General features: G+C 38.8%; 20 protein-coding genes. 14 read left to right on the top strand and 6 right to left on the bottom strand.

Annotated elements, in window-relative coordinates; genetic code table 11:
* The first annotated feature begins 7 nt into the window (after window positions 1–7).
* From DPV85_RS06610 to DPV85_RS06575, 8 genes are all read left to right on the top strand, one after another.
* Window positions 8–769 carry a uroporphyrinogen-III synthase gene (locus DPV85_RS06610; RefSeq protein ID WP_111327469.1) on the top strand — a complete coding sequence of 254 codons (762 nt, stop codon included), beginning with the start codon at window positions 8–10 and terminating at the stop codon, window positions 767–769.
* Between the two features lie 9 nt (window positions 770–778).
* A complete protein-coding gene (locus tag DPV85_RS06605) occupies window positions 779–2077 on the top strand; it encodes a uroporphyrinogen-III C-methyltransferase (RefSeq protein WP_111327468.1) in 1299 nt (432 codons plus the stop codon).
* Between the two features lie 9 nt (window positions 2078–2086).
* A complete protein-coding gene (locus DPV85_RS06600; protein WP_111327467.1) occupies window positions 2087–3373 on the top strand; it encodes a heme biosynthesis protein HemY in 1287 nt (428 codons plus the stop codon).
* A 173-nt stretch (window positions 3374–3546) separates the two neighbouring features.
* Window positions 3547–4206 (top strand): amino acid ABC transporter permease, encoded by a 660-nt coding sequence (locus tag DPV85_RS06595; RefSeq protein ID WP_111327466.1) that lies wholly within the window; start codon window positions 3547–3549, stop codon window positions 4204–4206.
* Window positions 4196–4864: an amino acid ABC transporter permease gene (locus tag DPV85_RS06590; protein ID WP_005699119.1), complete on the top strand. Its 669-nt coding sequence runs from the start codon at window positions 4196–4198 to the stop codon at window positions 4862–4864. The genes DPV85_RS06595 and DPV85_RS06590 overlap by 11 nt, the downstream gene beginning before the upstream one ends.
* An 18-nt stretch (window positions 4865–4882) precedes the next feature.
* Complete coding sequence (locus tag DPV85_RS06585) at window positions 4883–5647, top strand: amino acid ABC transporter ATP-binding protein (protein ID WP_049356852.1); 765 nt, start codon at window positions 4883–4885, stop codon at window positions 5645–5647.
* On the top strand, window positions 5631–6488 hold the full coding sequence (locus DPV85_RS06580; protein WP_014064400.1) for a cysteine ABC transporter substrate-binding protein: 858 nt from the start codon (window positions 5631–5633) through the stop codon (window positions 6486–6488). The genes DPV85_RS06585 and DPV85_RS06580 overlap by 17 nt, the downstream gene beginning before the upstream one ends.
* A 223-nt stretch (window positions 6489–6711) precedes the next feature.
* Window positions 6712–7824 carry an ABC transporter substrate-binding protein gene (locus DPV85_RS06575; RefSeq protein WP_049356856.1) on the top strand — a complete coding sequence of 371 codons (1113 nt, stop codon included), beginning with the start codon at window positions 6712–6714 and terminating at the stop codon, window positions 7822–7824.
* 68 nt (window positions 7825–7892) lie between these two features.
* Here DPV85_RS06575 and DPV85_RS06570 read toward each other — a convergent pair whose 3' ends face one another.
* Window positions 7893–8291 (bottom strand): pyrimidine dimer DNA glycosylase/endonuclease V, encoded by a 399-nt coding sequence (locus DPV85_RS06570; RefSeq protein ID WP_049373713.1) that lies wholly within the window; start codon window positions 8289–8291, stop codon window positions 7893–7895.
* 157 nt (window positions 8292–8448) lie between these two features.
* On the opposite strand from DPV85_RS06570, the gene DPV85_RS06565 reads away from it, so the two are divergent.
* On the top strand, window positions 8449–8937 hold the full coding sequence (locus DPV85_RS06565; protein ID WP_049373715.1) for a YbaK/prolyl-tRNA synthetase associated domain-containing protein: 489 nt from the start codon (window positions 8449–8451) through the stop codon (window positions 8935–8937).
* Window positions 8938–9004: 67 nt separating this feature from the next.
* Window positions 9005–9406, top strand: a complete 402-nt coding sequence (locus DPV85_RS06560) for an HI_0559 family membrane protein (RefSeq protein WP_005699125.1) — start codon at window positions 9005–9007, stop codon at window positions 9404–9406.
* On the opposite strand, the gene tusB is transcribed toward DPV85_RS06560, so the two are convergent.
* Genes tusB through fkpA form a run of 5 tightly spaced genes read right to left on the bottom strand, consistent with a single transcriptional unit; the run spans window position 9401 to window position 11880 of the window.
* Window positions 9401–9688 carry a sulfurtransferase complex subunit TusB gene (gene tusB / locus DPV85_RS06555; protein ID WP_111327465.1) on the bottom strand — a complete coding sequence of 96 codons (288 nt, stop codon included), beginning with the start codon at window positions 9686–9688 and terminating at the stop codon, window positions 9401–9403. The two genes, DPV85_RS06560 and tusB, sit on opposite strands and share 6 nt — an antisense overlap.
* A gap of 8 nt (window positions 9689–9696) precedes the next feature.
* Window positions 9697–10056: a sulfurtransferase complex subunit TusC gene (gene tusC / locus DPV85_RS06550; RefSeq protein ID WP_070852852.1), complete on the bottom strand. Its 360-nt coding sequence runs from the start codon at window positions 10054–10056 to the stop codon at window positions 9697–9699.
* Window positions 10053–10433: a sulfurtransferase complex subunit TusD gene (tusD, locus tag DPV85_RS06545; protein WP_111327464.1), complete on the bottom strand. Its 381-nt coding sequence runs from the start codon at window positions 10431–10433 to the stop codon at window positions 10053–10055. Before tusD ends, tusC begins: the two co-directional genes overlap by 4 nt.
* The gene (locus DPV85_RS06540) at window positions 10433–11098 is read right to left on the bottom strand and encodes a helix-turn-helix transcriptional regulator (protein WP_111327463.1); all 666 of its coding nucleotides are present in this window, start codon (window positions 11096–11098) and stop codon (window positions 10433–10435) included. The genes tusD and DPV85_RS06540 overlap by 1 nt, the downstream gene beginning before the upstream one ends.
* A gap of 59 nt (window positions 11099–11157) precedes the next feature.
* Entirely contained in the window at window positions 11158–11880 is a 723-nt protein-coding gene (gene fkpA / locus DPV85_RS06535) for an FKBP-type peptidyl-prolyl cis-trans isomerase (protein ID WP_014064414.1), read from the bottom strand.
* A gap of 94 nt (window positions 11881–11974) precedes the next feature.
* On the opposite strand from fkpA, the gene DPV85_RS06530 reads away from it, so the two are divergent.
* The 4 genes from DPV85_RS06530 (at window position 11975) to DPV85_RS06515 (ending at window position 15120) form a co-directional block, all read left to right on the top strand.
* On the top strand, window positions 11975–12196 hold the full coding sequence (locus DPV85_RS06530) for a SlyX family protein (protein WP_005699194.1): 222 nt from the start codon (window positions 11975–11977) through the stop codon (window positions 12194–12196).
* A gap of 139 nt (window positions 12197–12335) precedes the next feature.
* Window positions 12336–13406, top strand: a complete 1071-nt coding sequence (locus DPV85_RS06525; protein WP_054420133.1) for an ABC transporter ATP-binding protein — start codon at window positions 12336–12338, stop codon at window positions 13404–13406.
* Complete coding sequence (locus DPV85_RS06520) at window positions 13403–14272, top strand: ABC transporter permease (RefSeq protein WP_005694879.1); 870 nt, start codon at window positions 13403–13405, stop codon at window positions 14270–14272. Before DPV85_RS06525 ends, DPV85_RS06520 begins: the two co-directional genes overlap by 4 nt.
* Window positions 14269–15120 carry an ABC transporter permease gene (locus tag DPV85_RS06515; protein WP_111327462.1) on the top strand — a complete coding sequence of 284 codons (852 nt, stop codon included), beginning with the start codon at window positions 14269–14271 and terminating at the stop codon, window positions 15118–15120. Before DPV85_RS06520 ends, DPV85_RS06515 begins: the two co-directional genes overlap by 4 nt.
* The last annotated feature ends 6 nt before the right edge of the window (window positions 15121–15126 follow it).

Genomic DNA, 15126 nt, shown 5'->3' with positions numbered 1-15126 from the left:
AATCACCATGGCCGTACTAGTCACTCGCCCTGATGAACGAGGAAAAGCCCTCGTTGACCAGCTGAATCAAGCCGGTGTGGTTGCCTTGCATTTGCCTTTGCTTTCTATTGAAGCAGGTGCTGAATTGGCTCAATTACCGATAAAACTTAATCAGCTAAAAAGTGGTGATTATGTGTTTTTGGTTTCAAAAAGTGCGGTCGATTTTGCGGATAAAACCCTGAAAGATATTGGCTTTAATTGGCGTCAAGATTTACAATACTTTACAGTTGGACATAGAACGGCACAGCATTTTTCCTGTCAAACTGAGTGTACTGTTCGTTATCCAATAACGTCGGAAAATACTGAAGGTGTATTAAATTTACCGCAAATGGCAGAATTAACAGATAAAAACTTGTTAATTTTACGTGGCAACGGTGGACGAGAATTATTACGCGAACAGACCACACTACGCGGCGCAACTGTTGAGACAGTCGAATGTTACCAACGCACGCCGATTAGTTATAATAACGAAGAGCAAACCAGTATTTGTATTCGTTCTGGTGTGCAAACCCTTGTGGTCACAAGCCTTGAAATTTTGCAGGCGTTAATCGAATTTGTGCCTGAAAATGAACAAAATTGGCTAAAAAATTGCTGTTTAGTCACGGTAAGTCAACGCATTGCGGATGTCGCAGTACAACAAGGTTGGCATAATGTGGTGGTTTCCGCTGGTGCGGACAATCAAAGTTTACTTAATACCTTACTTAATGAAGTAACTCCCCTTTCTCACTAAGGAAAAGATATGGCGAAAGAGAAATTAACCCCTGAAACGACAGATGAAATCCAAGAAACAGATGCAGTGGAAATTCAAACTGAAGATCGCGAGCCTGTTGCGCCACGTACACAAACCGTTGTGAAGAAAAGTGGTACTGGATTAAGTTTATTGGCTATTCTCATTGCACTTGGCGTGGGTGGTGCAGGTTATTATTTTGGCCAACAAAAAGTGGATGAATTCCAACAAAAATTGACCGCACTTGAAGCTCAAATCAATAATAAAACGGTGGTTTCAGCACCTGCTCAAGAAGTAAAATTTGATACTACACAGCTTGCTCAATTAGAGTCTGCGAATAAAGCAACGCAAAACAAAATTGCGCAAGTAGAAGAGCTAATCAATGCCAAATCACATGAGTTAGTTGGCTTACAATCACAAATCAATAAAGTGAGCGCACAAGCTAATGCTCAACAACCTACTGATTGGTTATTCTCTGAATCCGATTTCTTACTCAACAATGCATTGCGTAAATTAGTGTTAGATAATGATGTGGATACAGCGGTTTCACTCTTAAAACTCGCTGATGAGACTCTTGCTAAAGTGAATAACTCACAATCCGCGGCTATCCGTAGCGCAATCAATCAAGATCTGAAACAACTTCTCTCCGTAGCTGGCGTGGATCAAAATTCGGTCATGCAAAAATTATCGCAATTAGCTAATACGGTTGATGAGTTACCTGTGTTAGATGTGAATTTCGGTGATGATCAAAATGCAACAAAATTATCAGATTCTCTGTCTGACTGGGCAGAAAATGCAGAAAAAAGTGCGACCTCATTCTTGAATCACTTTATCCGTATTTCACCGAAACATGGTGCGGATCGCAAAGAATTATTAGCGCCAAACCAAGATATCTATTTGCGTGAAAACATTCGTTTACGCTTACAATTAGCAATTATGGCAGTGCCTCGTCAGCAAAATGAGCTTTATAAACAATCTTTAGAGGCCGTTGCATCTTGGATTCGTAGCTATTTTGATACCAATGCTGAAGTGACTCAAAGTTTCTTAAAATCAGTGGATGAATTATCTGAAGTATCCATCTATGTGGATGTGCCAAGCCAATTACAAAGCTTAAGTATGCTTGATAAGTACTTAAATCGTACACCTTTAGATGTGCAGAAAGTGGAAATCGAAGCAGAAAAAGCGGTTGATAATTCACCAAGAAAAGAAGAAGTAAAACCAGCACCTGAAGCGAAAGCGGAAGAGCCAAAAGCTGAAGAAAAACCCGCTGAAGCACCAGCTGCACAACCGGCAACTGAACCCCAACAATAAGGATAGATAATGTTTAGAGTTCTCTTTTTAATGATCGCCTTACTTGCCGGATTGATTGCAGGACCTTACCTCTCCGGTCAGCAAGGTTATGTCAGAGTTGAAACAGCAAACACCGTATATGAAATGTCACTCACCACATTAGTGATTCTCTTTGTGGTCACACTTGCAGTGATTTATTCGTTAGAGTGGTTGGTGACCCGTTTCTTCCGTTTAAGTAACAATACCTATAACTGGTTCTCTCGCCGTAAACGTGTGAAAGCACAGCGTCAAACCCTTGAAGGCTTGATGAAGATGAATGAAGGCGATTATGCCAAAGCAGAAAAACTGATTGGTAAAAATGCGAAACATTCTGCAGAGCCAGTATTAAATCTGATTAAAGCCGCTGAAGCTGCACAGCAACGCGGTGATGAATTCAGCGCAAACCGTTATTTAATTGAGGCGACTGAACTTGCAGGTTCAGATAACCTAGTTGTCGAAATTGCTCGCACCCGTATTTTATTACAACAAAATAAATTACCGGCTGCGCGCAGTTCCGTTGACAGTTTGCTTGAAATGTCAGATCGCAACAAAGAAGTATTAAAACTTGCTGCTGAAATTTATAGCCGCTCCAAAGCTTATCAAGCTTTAGATGAAATCTTAGATTTAATCGAAGGTTCAGGCTTATTCTCAGCTGAAGAATTTAAAGCGCTTCAACAAGAAACAGAAAATGGCTTGTTAGATGAGAAAATGAATGAAGAAGGCGTTGAAGGCTTGCTCGCATGGTGGGAAGCTCAGCCACGCCGTCGTCGCAATGATTTAGAATTAAAAACCGCTTTAATTCAACGCTTGATTGATTGCAACGACCATGAATCAGCTTATGAATTTACGCTTGAAATCATGAAAAAATTGGGTGATAACACCCCAATTAGCCCTGAGCTTTGCACGCAAATCACTCGTTTACAAGCAGAAGATAACAGCAAACTGCTTAAGTTAGTGGAAAAACGTGCAAAACGTGCCGATGAAAGCCAACGTTGTTGTCTCAATCGTGCATTAGGCTATCTTTATGTTCGTAATAACGATTTTGCTAAAGCAGCAGAAGCATTTAAAGAAGTTACTGCTTGCCCAACTCAACTTCAACCAAATGATGTCATGATGGCATCCTATGTGTTCGAACAAGCTGGCGACAAAGAAGCAGCGGAAAAAATTCGTCAGGACAGTTTAAAATCAGCCATGTCTATTCAAGACAAACCGGCTGAAATACAAGATGAACCAAAAACAGACGAAGAACCAACCGCACTTATTGCAAAACGTGATTAAAATAAACAAAGGCGGGGCTGAATAAAGCCCCGTTTTTTTATTCCTAACCACCACTTATTTCATTTAAAACCCACTTGTTATTACATTTCATTATAAGTAATAAATTTCCATTCTTTTCTCAACGATTCAAAATTTTTTACTATATCGTTACGCAAACGATTAAATTATAAAAAATGAATTGGGATTATATTTTAAGTGTCACCCCACGTTTTATTCATGCCACGCTGATGACCCTTCATCTCGCCTTTTGGGGCATTTTATTGTCGCTAGTGATTGGTGTGATTTGTGCGGTGATTACCACCTACAAAGTCAAATCATTAACTTGGCTAGTAAAAGGCTATATTGAGCTTTCTCGTAATACGCCTTTATTGATTCAAGTATTTTTTCTCTATTTTGGGCTGTCTAAAATTGGCCTGAAATTAGATGGGTTTACTTGCGGCATTATCGGCCTGGCATTTTTAGGTGGAAGCTATATGGCAGAAGCCTTTCGTGGTGGTCTGGAAGCGGTATCAAAAGGGCAAATTGAATCAGCCTTAAGTATTGGTCTAACCCCTTTTCAAGCTTTTCGTTATGTGATTTTTCCACAAGCCTTTGCGATTGCGACACCTGCAATTGGCGCAAATTACTTGTTCTTAATGAAAGAAACCTCGGTGATCAGCGCTGTCGCCGTCGCTGAACTGATGTTTGTAGCAAAAGAAGTCATCGGGCTCGATTACAAAACCAATGAAGCCTTATTTTTATTAGTGGTGTTTTATTTGATCATTCTATTACCGATGTCTCTGTTTATCAGTTATTTAGAACGCCGTACTCGGAGAGCAAAATATGGGGCTTGAGTTATTATTCCAAGGCAGCAACATTGAACGCTTGCTCAACGGTTTATGGGTAACGGCTGAAATTGCATTCGTTTCTGTCTTCTTCGCCTGTATTTTAGGTGTGATTTTTGGCGTAATCATGACAAGCAGAAATCCCATTATCAAAGCCATTTGTCGCTTTTATTTAGAATTTGTACGCATCATTCCATTATTAGCGTTACTTTTTCTCGCTTATTTCGGTTTAGCAAAATGGTTTGATATTCACTTAGATGGCATTTCTGTATGTATTTTGGTGTTTATTTTCTGGGGAACAGCAGAAATGGGCGATTTAGTGCGTGGTGCATTAACTTCCATTGAAAAACATCAAGTGGAATCCGCCTACGCTTTAGGTTTAACGCCGTTTCAAACCTTTGTGTATATTTTACTTCCGCAAAGTTTAAAACGTGTGACACCAAGTGCTATTAACCTCTTTACTCGCATGGTAAAAACCAGCTCTTTGGCGATGTTAATTGGTGTAGTCGAAGTGATTAAAGTCGGTCAACAAATTATCGAGCATTCATTATTTAGTAATCAATCGGCGGCGCTTTGGATTTACGGTGTCATTTTCGGTTTATATTTTGTGATTTGTTACCCGCTATCCTTATTTTCCCGTTATTTAGAAACCCGTTGGGAAAGTTAATTTTTATTAGGAAAACACATGGCGTTATTAGAAATTAAAAACCTCGTCAAAAATTACGGTGATGTAGAAGCACTCAAAGGCATCAATCTTTCTATAGAGAAAGGCGAAGTTGTCGTTATTTTAGGTCCATCGGGTTGTGGTAAAAGTACTTTTTTACGCTGCCTAAATGGGCTAGAGGAAATAAAGCGCGGTCAGATTTTGCTGCAAAATGCAGGCGAATTAGGCAAAGACATTCCTTGGGTCAAAGCGCGCCAACGCATTGGGATGGTATTCCAAAGTTATGAACTATTCGCTCATTTATCAGTGATTGACAATATTTTACTTGGCCCTTTAAAAGTACAAAAACGCGATCGCGCAGAAGCTGAAAAACAAGCCGATGAGTTACTTAAACGTGTAGGTCTATATGACCGAAAAAATGCTTATCCGCGAGAATTATCAGGTGGGCAAAAACAGCGAATTGCTATTGTGCGTTCACTATGCATGAACCCTGAAATTATTCTGTTCGATGAAGTAACCGCTGCCCTTGACCCTGAAATGGTACGTGAAGTACTTGATGTAATTTTAGGCCTCGCTAAAGACGGTATGACGATGCTCATCGTTACCCACGAAATGAACTTCGCCCGCCAAGTAGCCAATCGCATTGTGTTTATGGATAAAGGGCAAATTATTGAACAAGCAAAACCGGAAGATTTCTTCACGAATCCAACCACGGATCGTGCGAAAACATTCTTAAATATCTTAAATTATGAACCGAGAGGGACAAACTATGAAGAAAACATTTAAAACATTGACCGCACTTTTCGCCACAGCTACATTAGCATTTGGCTTAACCGCGTGTAATGATAAAGAACCGGCTAAAGACGGAGCAAAAACGGTTTCAAGCCTTGAGCAAATACAAAAAGATGGCAAAGTGCGCATTGGTGTATTTAGCGATAAACCACCATTTGGTTATGTAGATGCGCAAGGTAAAAGCCAAGGCTTTGATGTCGAAATTGGTAAAGCGATCGGTAAAGATTTATTAGGTGACGAAAACAAAGTGGAATTTGTTTTAGTGGATGCCGCAAACCGTGCTGAATACTTACTTTCTAAGAAAGTTGATATCATTCTCGCCAACTTCACTGTAACACCAGCTCGTAAAGAAGTGGTAGATTTTGCGAATCCATATATGAAAGTGGCACTCGGTGTCGTATCAAAAGATGGCTCAGTCATTACTGATCTTGAACAATTAAAAGGCAAAACCTTGATCGTGGATAAAGGCACTACTGCTGATATTTTCTTCACCAAAAACTATCCAGATGTGAAGTTATTGAAATTCGAACAAAATACCGAAACCTTTGAAGCCTTACGTGATGGCCGTGGTGATGCATTATCTAATGACAATACCTTCTTATTCGCTTGGGCAAAACAAAATCCAGGTTATACCGTGGGCGTAAAAAACTTTGGCGATCAAGATGTTATTGCACCAGCTGTTCGCAAAGATGCACCGGAATTGTTAAATTGGTTAAATAACGAAATCCAAACCTTAGGCAAAGATGGGCGTTTAAAACAAGCTTATGAAAAAACCTTATTGCCAGTTTATGGTGATACCGTCAGCGAAAGCGATATCGTGGTTGAATATAAATAATTTAACCCCATTCACTTCTCCTTTAGTCCAACTCAAGGAGAAGTGAAAACTTACTAAGTTTTGACCGCACTTCCAATTTTAAATGCGAAATATGTTTTTTCTAGATATATGCCTATTTTACCCTTCAACAGCATTTCTTGTATTATCACTTTATAACATCTAAATTTGATAATGATTCTTATTTATGGCAATATTCTGATGTTTTATTCAGACAGGAGTTTATATGCAAAAAAAATCAACAATTCGTTTAATTTTGGCCGTTCTATTACTGACTTTTGGTATCACTACTCAAGCAGAAATAAAAACAATCAAAGATGTATTAGGACGAGAAGTTAACGTTGATGTGCCCGTAAAAAATGCCGTGTTAGGCTTTTACTATCCTGATTACATTGCTGTTACGGGTGTTGAAAATTTTAAATATGTTAAAGGTATCTCACGTGAATTTTGGGAAAAATTTAATCCAGGAAGTTGGGCATTGTTTTCTGAAAAAATGCCTGAACTCAAAAATATTGCTGATATTGGTAATGTAAATACAGGAACTTTCTCAACCGAAAAAACCTTGGCATTAAAACCTGATGTATTGATTCTTGCAGAATGGCAATATCAAACTATTGGTTCCGAACTACCAAAGTTAGAACAAGCTGGCGTTCCAATTATTGTTGTCGATTTTAATGCTCAAAGTGTAGAACGACACACCCAAAGCGCAAAGATTTTTGGGCAACTTGCAGGTACCGAAGAACGAGCAAATAAAATTGCAGATGAATATGCTCAAGGCATTACTGATATTCAAAAACGTGTAAAAGAGGCTAACCTACCTAAACCTAAAATCTATGTAGAATTTGGCAATAAAGGTCCTAGTGAATATAGCTTTACCTTTGGTAAAAATATGTGGGGTGCTATTGCTGAAACTGTTGGCGGGGATAACGTAAGCGCGCCTTTTGTCGAAAATTGGGGACCAATTAATCCAGAACAACTTCTTGCCGCACAACCTGAAGTTATTATGATTTCTGGCACAGAAATGGGGCATGAAACTAACGATGAAATGATGGCGATGGGAATAAACATCAATGAACAGGATGCACAAAAACGCCTAAAAGGTTTCTTAACCCGTGCAGGGTGGCAAGATTTACCTGCAGTTAAAAACCACCGTGTTTACGGTATTTATCATACGGCTTCTCGCTCACTAAGTGATCTAGCAGCCGCTCAATTTATGGCAAAAGCACTTTACCCAAAACTTTTTGAAGACATAGACCCACAAAAAACCTTTATGGATTTCCATAAAAACTATTTGCCTATCATACCTAGTGGTACATTTTTTATTAAATTGAAAGATTAAACAATTCATAAGGTGAGCGATGCTCACCTTTTTTATATTCTCACTGCCTTTCATAAGTGAAAACTCCTTTATTTTTGACCGCTCTTTGGAAGATGCGGTGTAAATCTCGCCTTTAATGGCATTCTTTCCTGAATACGTTCCCGATTAATCTGTAACGCCGCCTCTGTGGCTTCATAGTCCAACCATAAACTTGGATCATCGGGTAACGTTTCATTCCAAATATACTGCACGTTAAAGCCTCGCGCCTTACATTCCGCATGCAATGCATCATACCGTTTCTTTAAAAACGCCAATTTATTAAAGAAAAAGCGCACATGCCCTTCACCTAATTTATATTCCGTAGGCTGTCCTTTCAAATGAAATTTACCTTTCGCCACGGCGTTAGGAATGCGGGTTAATTCGCGATGCTCCGCTAAAAGATGCTGATCACAAAGCTCCGCTGGCGGAACAAGATTAATTCGAGTCATAATCGATACCAAATAAAAAGGAACATAGTACGGGGCGTAAAGGTATTTGTCTATCTCATAATAAATACGCCCCAAAAGATTAATTATTTTTCTTTGATTTTCACATAAATCAACCTTTGTTAAACTCATTAAAAATATCGTTATTGAAGGAACCCGCATGTCTGTCAAAACATTTGAAAAATTGACCGCACTTTTAGATAAACATCAAGCACGCTATCGTGTCGTTGAACACCCCACAGCAGGAAAATCAGAAGAAGTGGCTAAAATTCGTGGTACAGAATTAGGGCAAGGGGCAAAAGCGCTAGTATGCAAAGTGAAAGGAAATGGCGTAAAACAAGCAGTGTTAGTTATATTGCCGGCTGATCAACAATCTGATTTAAGCAAAGTTGCAGCCTATTTAGGCGGCACGAAAGCCTCGCTTGCTAGTCCTGCAGAAGTAGATACCCTAACTGACTGTGTATTTGGTGCAATTCCGCCTTTTAGCTTTCATCCTAATTTGTTATTAATTGCCGATCCTAGCTTACTGTCTCGTTATGATGAATTAGCATTTAATGCAGGTACGTTAGAACGCTCTATTATTCTCAATACGCAAGATTATGCCTCAATCGTTCAGCCCACATTAGTGGATGTAATAAAAACCGAATAGAGAAAAGATTGGTTGTCTTTCATTTGATTGATACAATGCTTCCGTTTTTCTATTAATTGGACATCTCATGAAAAAATATCTTAAAGCATTTATTCTTTTACCGTTGATTATTCAAATTATTGGCACTATTGGCCTAATGTTCGCAAACAATGATGCCGATGGATTTCAATCTTCAGCGATTACCGTCTTTATCGTGGCTGCGGTACCGACTTTTCTCATTACACTTTGGGCAGCATTTCACCGTTATGCGAGTTATCACGTAAAAGCTATCGCATTAATTTCGGTACTAATTGGATTTTGTTATACCGTCGTAGCGGGGATCTTTTATGCAACTCTAGTAAATGATATGGGATTTGGCGAATGGTTACGTGCAGGAGGATTAGAAATTACCTGCTTAATGGCCGCAGGTTTGGCACTTTATTCTGTTATGGTACTACCGCTCTTGTTACCTAAAGAACGCCCACTATAAGGCGATTTGAGGCGAATATTGAGCAGTTAAATCCACTAAATCTGCTAATGAAATTGACCGCACTTGATTGTTTTCTGGCAAACGTGCGGTTAAATTTCGGGCTAAAACATCCTGCTCCAACACAAAACATTGCCCTTTGCATTGAGTAAACATTTCCCCATACTTTACCGCTAGCAACACGCCATCTTGCCATAAAACCACCGCATCATTTTCCGTGATTTCAGTCAAAGAACGTTGAAGTTCTGTCTCAGAATAATGAGCTTGAGAAAAGGTATAAAGCATAATATTCCTTAAAACGTAAACACTTTTTCTGCTTGGCTAAGTTTATTGATCAGCGAAGTGCGGTCAATTTTTTCAGCAGAAATGATGAGTTGTTCTGTTTGCAAATTGTATTGGTCGAGTGAAGTGGCACAGACAAAGCGCTGTTCAATATCGTATAAATCTAACAGCTTGAAGGTTCGAATAAAATCTTTTTGTAACAATAACTCAGGATTTTGCCCATCGAGTAAATTTAATACGCCATCATCGATAAAAAAGACACCGATTTCCTCTTCATCACAAAATGCTGTCGCAGCAAGCAAAGCATCTAAACCTTCACGAGAAATCGCGTTTCCATGCGGTGCGGTACGAAATAAGAATGCCAGCTTCATAACGTCACCACCCGATCTGCTTTTAATGCCATCGCCATAAACTCGCCTAAGCCTGTAATCTCAAAACCTTCTGCAAGATTCGTTTTATCTGTCTCTTTTGCCGTAAGTGCATCCACCACACCACGACGTTGTGAAGCGGCTACACATAAATGCAAAGGAATATGATGCTGTGCTGACAAGGCTTGCCAAGCTTGCGTGAGATTAAATTCATCATTGGCAGGATAAACCAAGCCATTGCCATTACTCACACCGTCTTGGAAGAAGAAAATTTGGCTAATGACATGCCCTTTTTCGAGTAAAGCTTGGGCAAATTGATAGGCAAGAAAAGCCCCTTGTTTTCCATAAATGGGACTTTTCACGGCGAGAACATAGTTCATTACTCTTGCTCTTGTTTGATTTGACGAATATACAAATACACGGTGTGGCGAGAAATCGCGAGGCGATCAGCCACTAAATTGATCGCATCTTTAATATCAAAAATGCCTTTTTCGTAAAGTGAAATCACAATCTGACGGTTCTTATTATTATTCGAAACCGAGCGATCTGCATTCACTTCTTCAATGGTTTTTTCTACCGTTTGTGTCACCAATTCTTCCACTGAACTTGCAAAATTGACGGAAGAGGTTTCATTTTGTTCCTGCGTTGGCATAAAGGCCTGCATAAATTGAGAAACCGGCACATCCAAATTGATATTGATACAAAGTAAACCAATAATGCGTTGTTTGCCATTTCGAATAGCGATGGTCACAGACTTCATCAACACATTACCTTTCGCTCGCGTGAAATAAGGCTTAGACACACTCTCGCTTTGCATATTACGCAAGGATTTCAGGGCTAAATCCGTAATCGGTGAACCCACTTGGCGATTGGTATTATGTCCGTTGGCAATACAAATCGCAGAATGCTCAATGTCTTCCAAAGAGTGTAATACGATTTCACAATGCTTGCCAATCAACGCGCTCACGCCATCAACTACCGCTTTATAGGAAATCAGAATAGCACGATCTTCATCGGTGAAAGGTTGTCTATCGGTTAGTATCATTTTCTAAATCTGGTAGGGAAAATGACCGCACTTTGGACAAAGTGCGGTTGAATTAAGGATTATTTTTTAGGATTAACGTCTAATACTTCAACTTCGAAGTAAAGTGTTGCATCAGGTGGAATTGAATCGCCTGCACCTTGTTTGCCATAAGCTAATTCAGGTGGAATCACTAATTCAATTTTACCGCCTTTCTTCACTAACTGAAGACCTTCAGTCCAACCTTTGATCACTTGGTTTAATTTAAATTCAACCGGTTGACCACGTTCAACAGAGCTATCAAATACTTTACCATCTGGTAATTTACCGGTGTAATGTACTTTCACAGTATCTGTTGCTTTAATTGCATCACCTTTACCTGCTTCGGTAATTTTGTAAAGTAAGCCATCTTTAGTGCTTTTTACGCCATCTTTTTTCGCAAATTCAGCGCGGTATTTATCGCCTTCTTCTTTTGCGGCTTTCGCTTGTTGTTCTACTTTTGCTTTCGCTGCAGACACTAATTGCTCTTGAATACCATCTAAGGTTTGTTGAATTTTTTCGTCTTTACGAACATCAACTTTACCTTCTAATGCATCTTTTAAGCCATCTAAAATACGCGCATTGTCGTATTGAATCACTTCTTTTTGAGCATCCACTAAATCTTTTACTTGGTTACCCATTAATGCACCTACAGCATAAGACGCATCGCTTGCGCTTGGCGCTGCTTTATCTTCTGCAAAAACAGAACCTGAAACGACCGCACTTACCATAAGTGCAGCAAGAGAAAGCTTTTGAATTTTCAACATTTTGCTTGATCCTTTATAATAGAAACGGAATAGCGAATAGGTTAAATCGGATTGACTAAATTCACAACATTTTTTTAAAAATTAGAGAAATTTTATGCAAAATCAACAAATTTTAGAAGATCGCATCGCCGAACTTGAAATGAAAATTGCTTTTCAAGAACAACTTTTAGACGAACTCAACCAAGCATTAGTTCAACAACAGTTTGATATGGATAAAATTCAACTTCAACTCCGCTATCTCGCCGGCAAATTAAAAGATATGCAACCTTCTAATATTGCCAGCCAAGCAGAAGAAACACCGCCTCCGCATTATTAAAATGTAATAAAACCATATTTTTAGCTAAATGCGTGATCTTCATCACAAATTCATGAAAAATATTTTTATTTTATTGAAAAAATAACTAAGTGTTTTTATGGTTACCTCTATAGTTGTAAGCCAAATAGAGGATGTAAAAATGGCAAAGTTAGAAATAAAAAATATTACAAAAAAATTTGGTGACTTTTACGCAGCAAATAATATTACTTTTACCGCTGAAGAAGGCGAGTTTGTCACCTTATTAGGACCAAGCGGCTGTGGTAAAACCTCCTTATTAAAATTAATCGCTGGATTTCATGTGGCTGATGAAGGTGAAATCCTTATCGGAGGAAAAAATGTTAACAATGTTCCTCCAGAAAAACGCAATACAGCCATGTGTTTCCAATCCTATGCCCTTTTCCCTCACCTCAACGTTTCTCACAATATTTGCTATGGTTTAAAGCAACGTAAAATTGATATTGAAGAACAAAAACAGCGTTTAAATCTCGCATTGAAACAAATGGATTTAGAATTTCATAAATTGAAATTACCCAATGAGCTTTCTGGAGGTCAACAGCAACGTGTCGCATTAGCCAGAGCCATGGTCACTCGTCCAGATGTAATTTTATTTGATGAACCGCTTTCCAACTTAGATGCCAAATTACGCGAAAGTGTACGTTTTGAAATTAAGCAACTCTCAAAACAATATAATTTGACGAGTATTTATGTGACTCACGATCAGGCTGAAGCCCTAACTATGTCAGATAAAATCATCGTGTTAAATAAAGGCTCTATTGAGCAAATTGGCTCTCCTCAAGATATTTATCATCATCCTAAAAACCGCTTTGTGGCGGATTTTATTGGCATTGCCAATATCACAGAAGCCAATGTAAAAAATATCGGTGATAACCTTTATGCTGTTAGTTCTATTTTTGGCGATTTCACCGTATTTTCAGAGAAAAAACCGGAATCAGAACGAATTTATATTTGCTTTCGACCGGAAGACATTGAATTGTTACCAAACGCACAAACGGAAGCTGAAAACCAAATTACAGTAGATATCATCAACACCGCTTTTATGGGCAATATCACGGAAGTGCAAGGAGTCATTAAACGTAATGATGAAGAGAAAAAATTACGCCTGCAACTAACAAAATGTCCGAATTTGAGCGATAAACTCACCTTTACGGTTCCCCGCCATGCGATTAAATTCTTGGAGTCCGTAAAATGAAAAGTCTCAAAAATGATGTAAAAGCATGGTTATTGCTATGCAGCGGTTTAGGTACAATCCTATTTTTAATGGGGTCCACATTCTACATTGTCGTCTCTCAAAGCCTTGGTTTATACAGTATGGGTGGGGAAGAAAGCCAATTTAGTTTGGAGTATTGGCAAGCCGTATTAAATAGCCCTGTATTCCAAAATTCGTATATTTATTCCGTAAAAGTGTCTTTATTAGGAGCGATTTTATCCATCATCGTGGCTTATCCCATTGCCATGTGGTTACGTAAAAAATTACCAGCTAAGGTAACGATCATCACCATCTTGCGGGCACCTATGTTGGTACCGGGATTGGTTGCAGCCTTCTTGTTCGTCAATATGATTTCTTACCACGGCATTCTTAACGAAGTATTCGTTTATTTAGGCATTTGGGACGAACCGAAAACCCTACAAAATGACGAATTTGGCTGGGGGGTAGTAATTTTACAAATGTGGAAAAACATTCCTTTTGCTTTAATTCTTATTGGTGGCGCGGTTAATTCGTTGAAAACCGATTTATTAGATGCCGCTGCAAATTTAGGTTCGAATCCTTGGCAACGTTTTCGTTATGTGATCTTCCCTCTAACCTTAGGTGCGGTACAAGTTTCCTTTATTTTAATATTTATCGGCGCACTCGGTGATTTCGCCTTTTATAGCATTGCCGGTCCTCGCAGTACCTATTCTTTAGCGCGTTTAATGCAAATGTCTGCCTATGAATTTGAAGAATGGAATCAAAGTGCGGTCATGGCATTAACGATTATGTTGACCTCTGCCTTCTTCACCATCCTAGTGTCATTATTGATTAAACCATTAGCCGTCAAACGTGGAGAAGTCAAATGAATAGTTCCGCACAAATCACAACGAAAAATGGTCGATTAATCGCACGTATTTCCTTAACGTTCTTTATTCTTGCTAATTTTATTTGGTTGTTCCTACCCTTTTTAATGGCAGGTTTATGGTCATTGGTAGATCCCGCTAAACCGTGGAGTTATCCAGATATTTTCCCTCAATCATTATCTTTTGAGCGTTGGAAAATCGTCTGGGAAACCACCTCTTTACCTGAAGCAATGTTTAATAGCTATACCATTGCGCCTACGGTTTCTCTGATCACTATTTTACTCTCTCTCCCAACAGCTTATGCATTTGGACGTATGGACTTTAGAGGTAAAAAATTAGCAGAATTATTAACACTGATTCCATTGGTTATTCCAGGCATGATTATTGCCCTATTCTTTAGCCGTATGTTATTGGATTTAAATATTAATAATCCATTCATCGGCATTGTTATTGGGCATGTTGTACTCACGTTACCTTATGCTATTCGGATTTTATCCGCGGGCTTTTCTTCTGTACCGCAAGACCTTATTGATGCTAGCCGTGACTTAGGTGCATCTAAATTTACCGTTTTCAAAGACGTATATATGCCGATGTTAAAACCCAGTTTTTTAGCATCAATTATTTTCTGTTTAGTGAAAAGTATTGAAGAGTTTGCTATCGCTTTCGTTATCGGCTCACCAGACTTTATTACCGTGCCAACCATTTTATATTCTTTCCTCGGTTATTCTTTTATTCGTCCGAATGCGGCCGTTGTATCGATTATTTTGTTGGTACCAAACATTATTTTGATGATGATTATCGAAAAATTGTTGAAAGGGAATTATCTCTCTCAATCCACAGGAAAAGCATAATTTTCA

This window comes from Haemophilus parainfluenzae (genome assembly GCF_003252725.1).
Classification (GTDB): Bacteria; Pseudomonadota; Gammaproteobacteria; order Enterobacterales; family Pasteurellaceae; genus Haemophilus_D; species Haemophilus_D parainfluenzae_L.
The sequence above is the reverse complement of the archived record's forward strand: the minus strand, read 5'-3'. Positions and strand labels throughout refer to the sequence as shown.

Coding starts and splice junctions, on each gene's coding strand:
- DPV85_RS06610 (WP_111327469.1), top strand. CDS start 8: ATGGCCGTACTAGTCACTCGCCCTGATGAACGAGGAAAAGCCCTCGTT.
- DPV85_RS06605 (WP_111327468.1), top strand. CDS start 779: ATGGCGAAAGAGAAATTAACCCCTGAAACGACAGATGAAATCCAAGAA.
- DPV85_RS06600 (WP_111327467.1), top strand. CDS start 2,087: ATGTTTAGAGTTCTCTTTTTAATGATCGCCTTACTTGCCGGATTGATT.
- DPV85_RS06595 (WP_111327466.1), top strand. CDS start 3,547: ATGAATTGGGATTATATTTTAAGTGTCACCCCACGTTTTATTCATGCC.
- DPV85_RS06590 (WP_005699119.1), top strand. CDS start 4,196: ATGGGGCTTGAGTTATTATTCCAAGGCAGCAACATTGAACGCTTGCTC.
- DPV85_RS06585 (WP_049356852.1), top strand. CDS start 4,883: ATGGCGTTATTAGAAATTAAAAACCTCGTCAAAAATTACGGTGATGTA.
- DPV85_RS06580 (WP_014064400.1), top strand. CDS start 5,631: ATGAAGAAAACATTTAAAACATTGACCGCACTTTTCGCCACAGCTACA.
- DPV85_RS06575 (WP_049356856.1), top strand. CDS start 6,712: ATGCAAAAAAAATCAACAATTCGTTTAATTTTGGCCGTTCTATTACTG.
- DPV85_RS06570 (WP_049373713.1), bottom strand. CDS start 8,291: ATGACTCGAATTAATCTTGTTCCGCCAGCGGAGCTTTGTGATCAGCAT.
- DPV85_RS06565 (WP_049373715.1), top strand. CDS start 8,449: ATGTCTGTCAAAACATTTGAAAAATTGACCGCACTTTTAGATAAACAT.
- DPV85_RS06560 (WP_005699125.1), top strand. CDS start 9,005: ATGAAAAAATATCTTAAAGCATTTATTCTTTTACCGTTGATTATTCAA.
- tusB (WP_111327465.1), bottom strand. CDS start 9,688: ATGCTTTATACCTTTTCTCAAGCTCATTATTCTGAGACAGAACTTCAA.
- tusC (WP_070852852.1), bottom strand. CDS start 10,056: ATGAAGCTGGCATTCTTATTTCGTACCGCACCGCATGGAAACGCGATT.
- tusD (WP_111327464.1), bottom strand. CDS start 10,433: ATGAACTATGTTCTCGCCGTGAAAAGTCCCATTTATGGAAAACAAGGG.
- DPV85_RS06540 (WP_111327463.1), bottom strand. CDS start 11,098: ATGATACTAACCGATAGACAACCTTTCACCGATGAAGATCGTGCTATT.
- fkpA (WP_014064414.1), bottom strand. CDS start 11,880: ATGTTGAAAATTCAAAAGCTTTCTCTTGCTGCACTTATGGTAAGTGCG.
- DPV85_RS06530 (WP_005699194.1), top strand. CDS start 11,975: ATGCAAAATCAACAAATTTTAGAAGATCGCATCGCCGAACTTGAAATG.
- DPV85_RS06525 (WP_054420133.1), top strand. CDS start 12,336: ATGGCAAAGTTAGAAATAAAAAATATTACAAAAAAATTTGGTGACTTT.
- DPV85_RS06520 (WP_005694879.1), top strand. CDS start 13,403: ATGAAAAGTCTCAAAAATGATGTAAAAGCATGGTTATTGCTATGCAGC.
- DPV85_RS06515 (WP_111327462.1), top strand. CDS start 14,269: ATGAATAGTTCCGCACAAATCACAACGAAAAATGGTCGATTAATCGCA.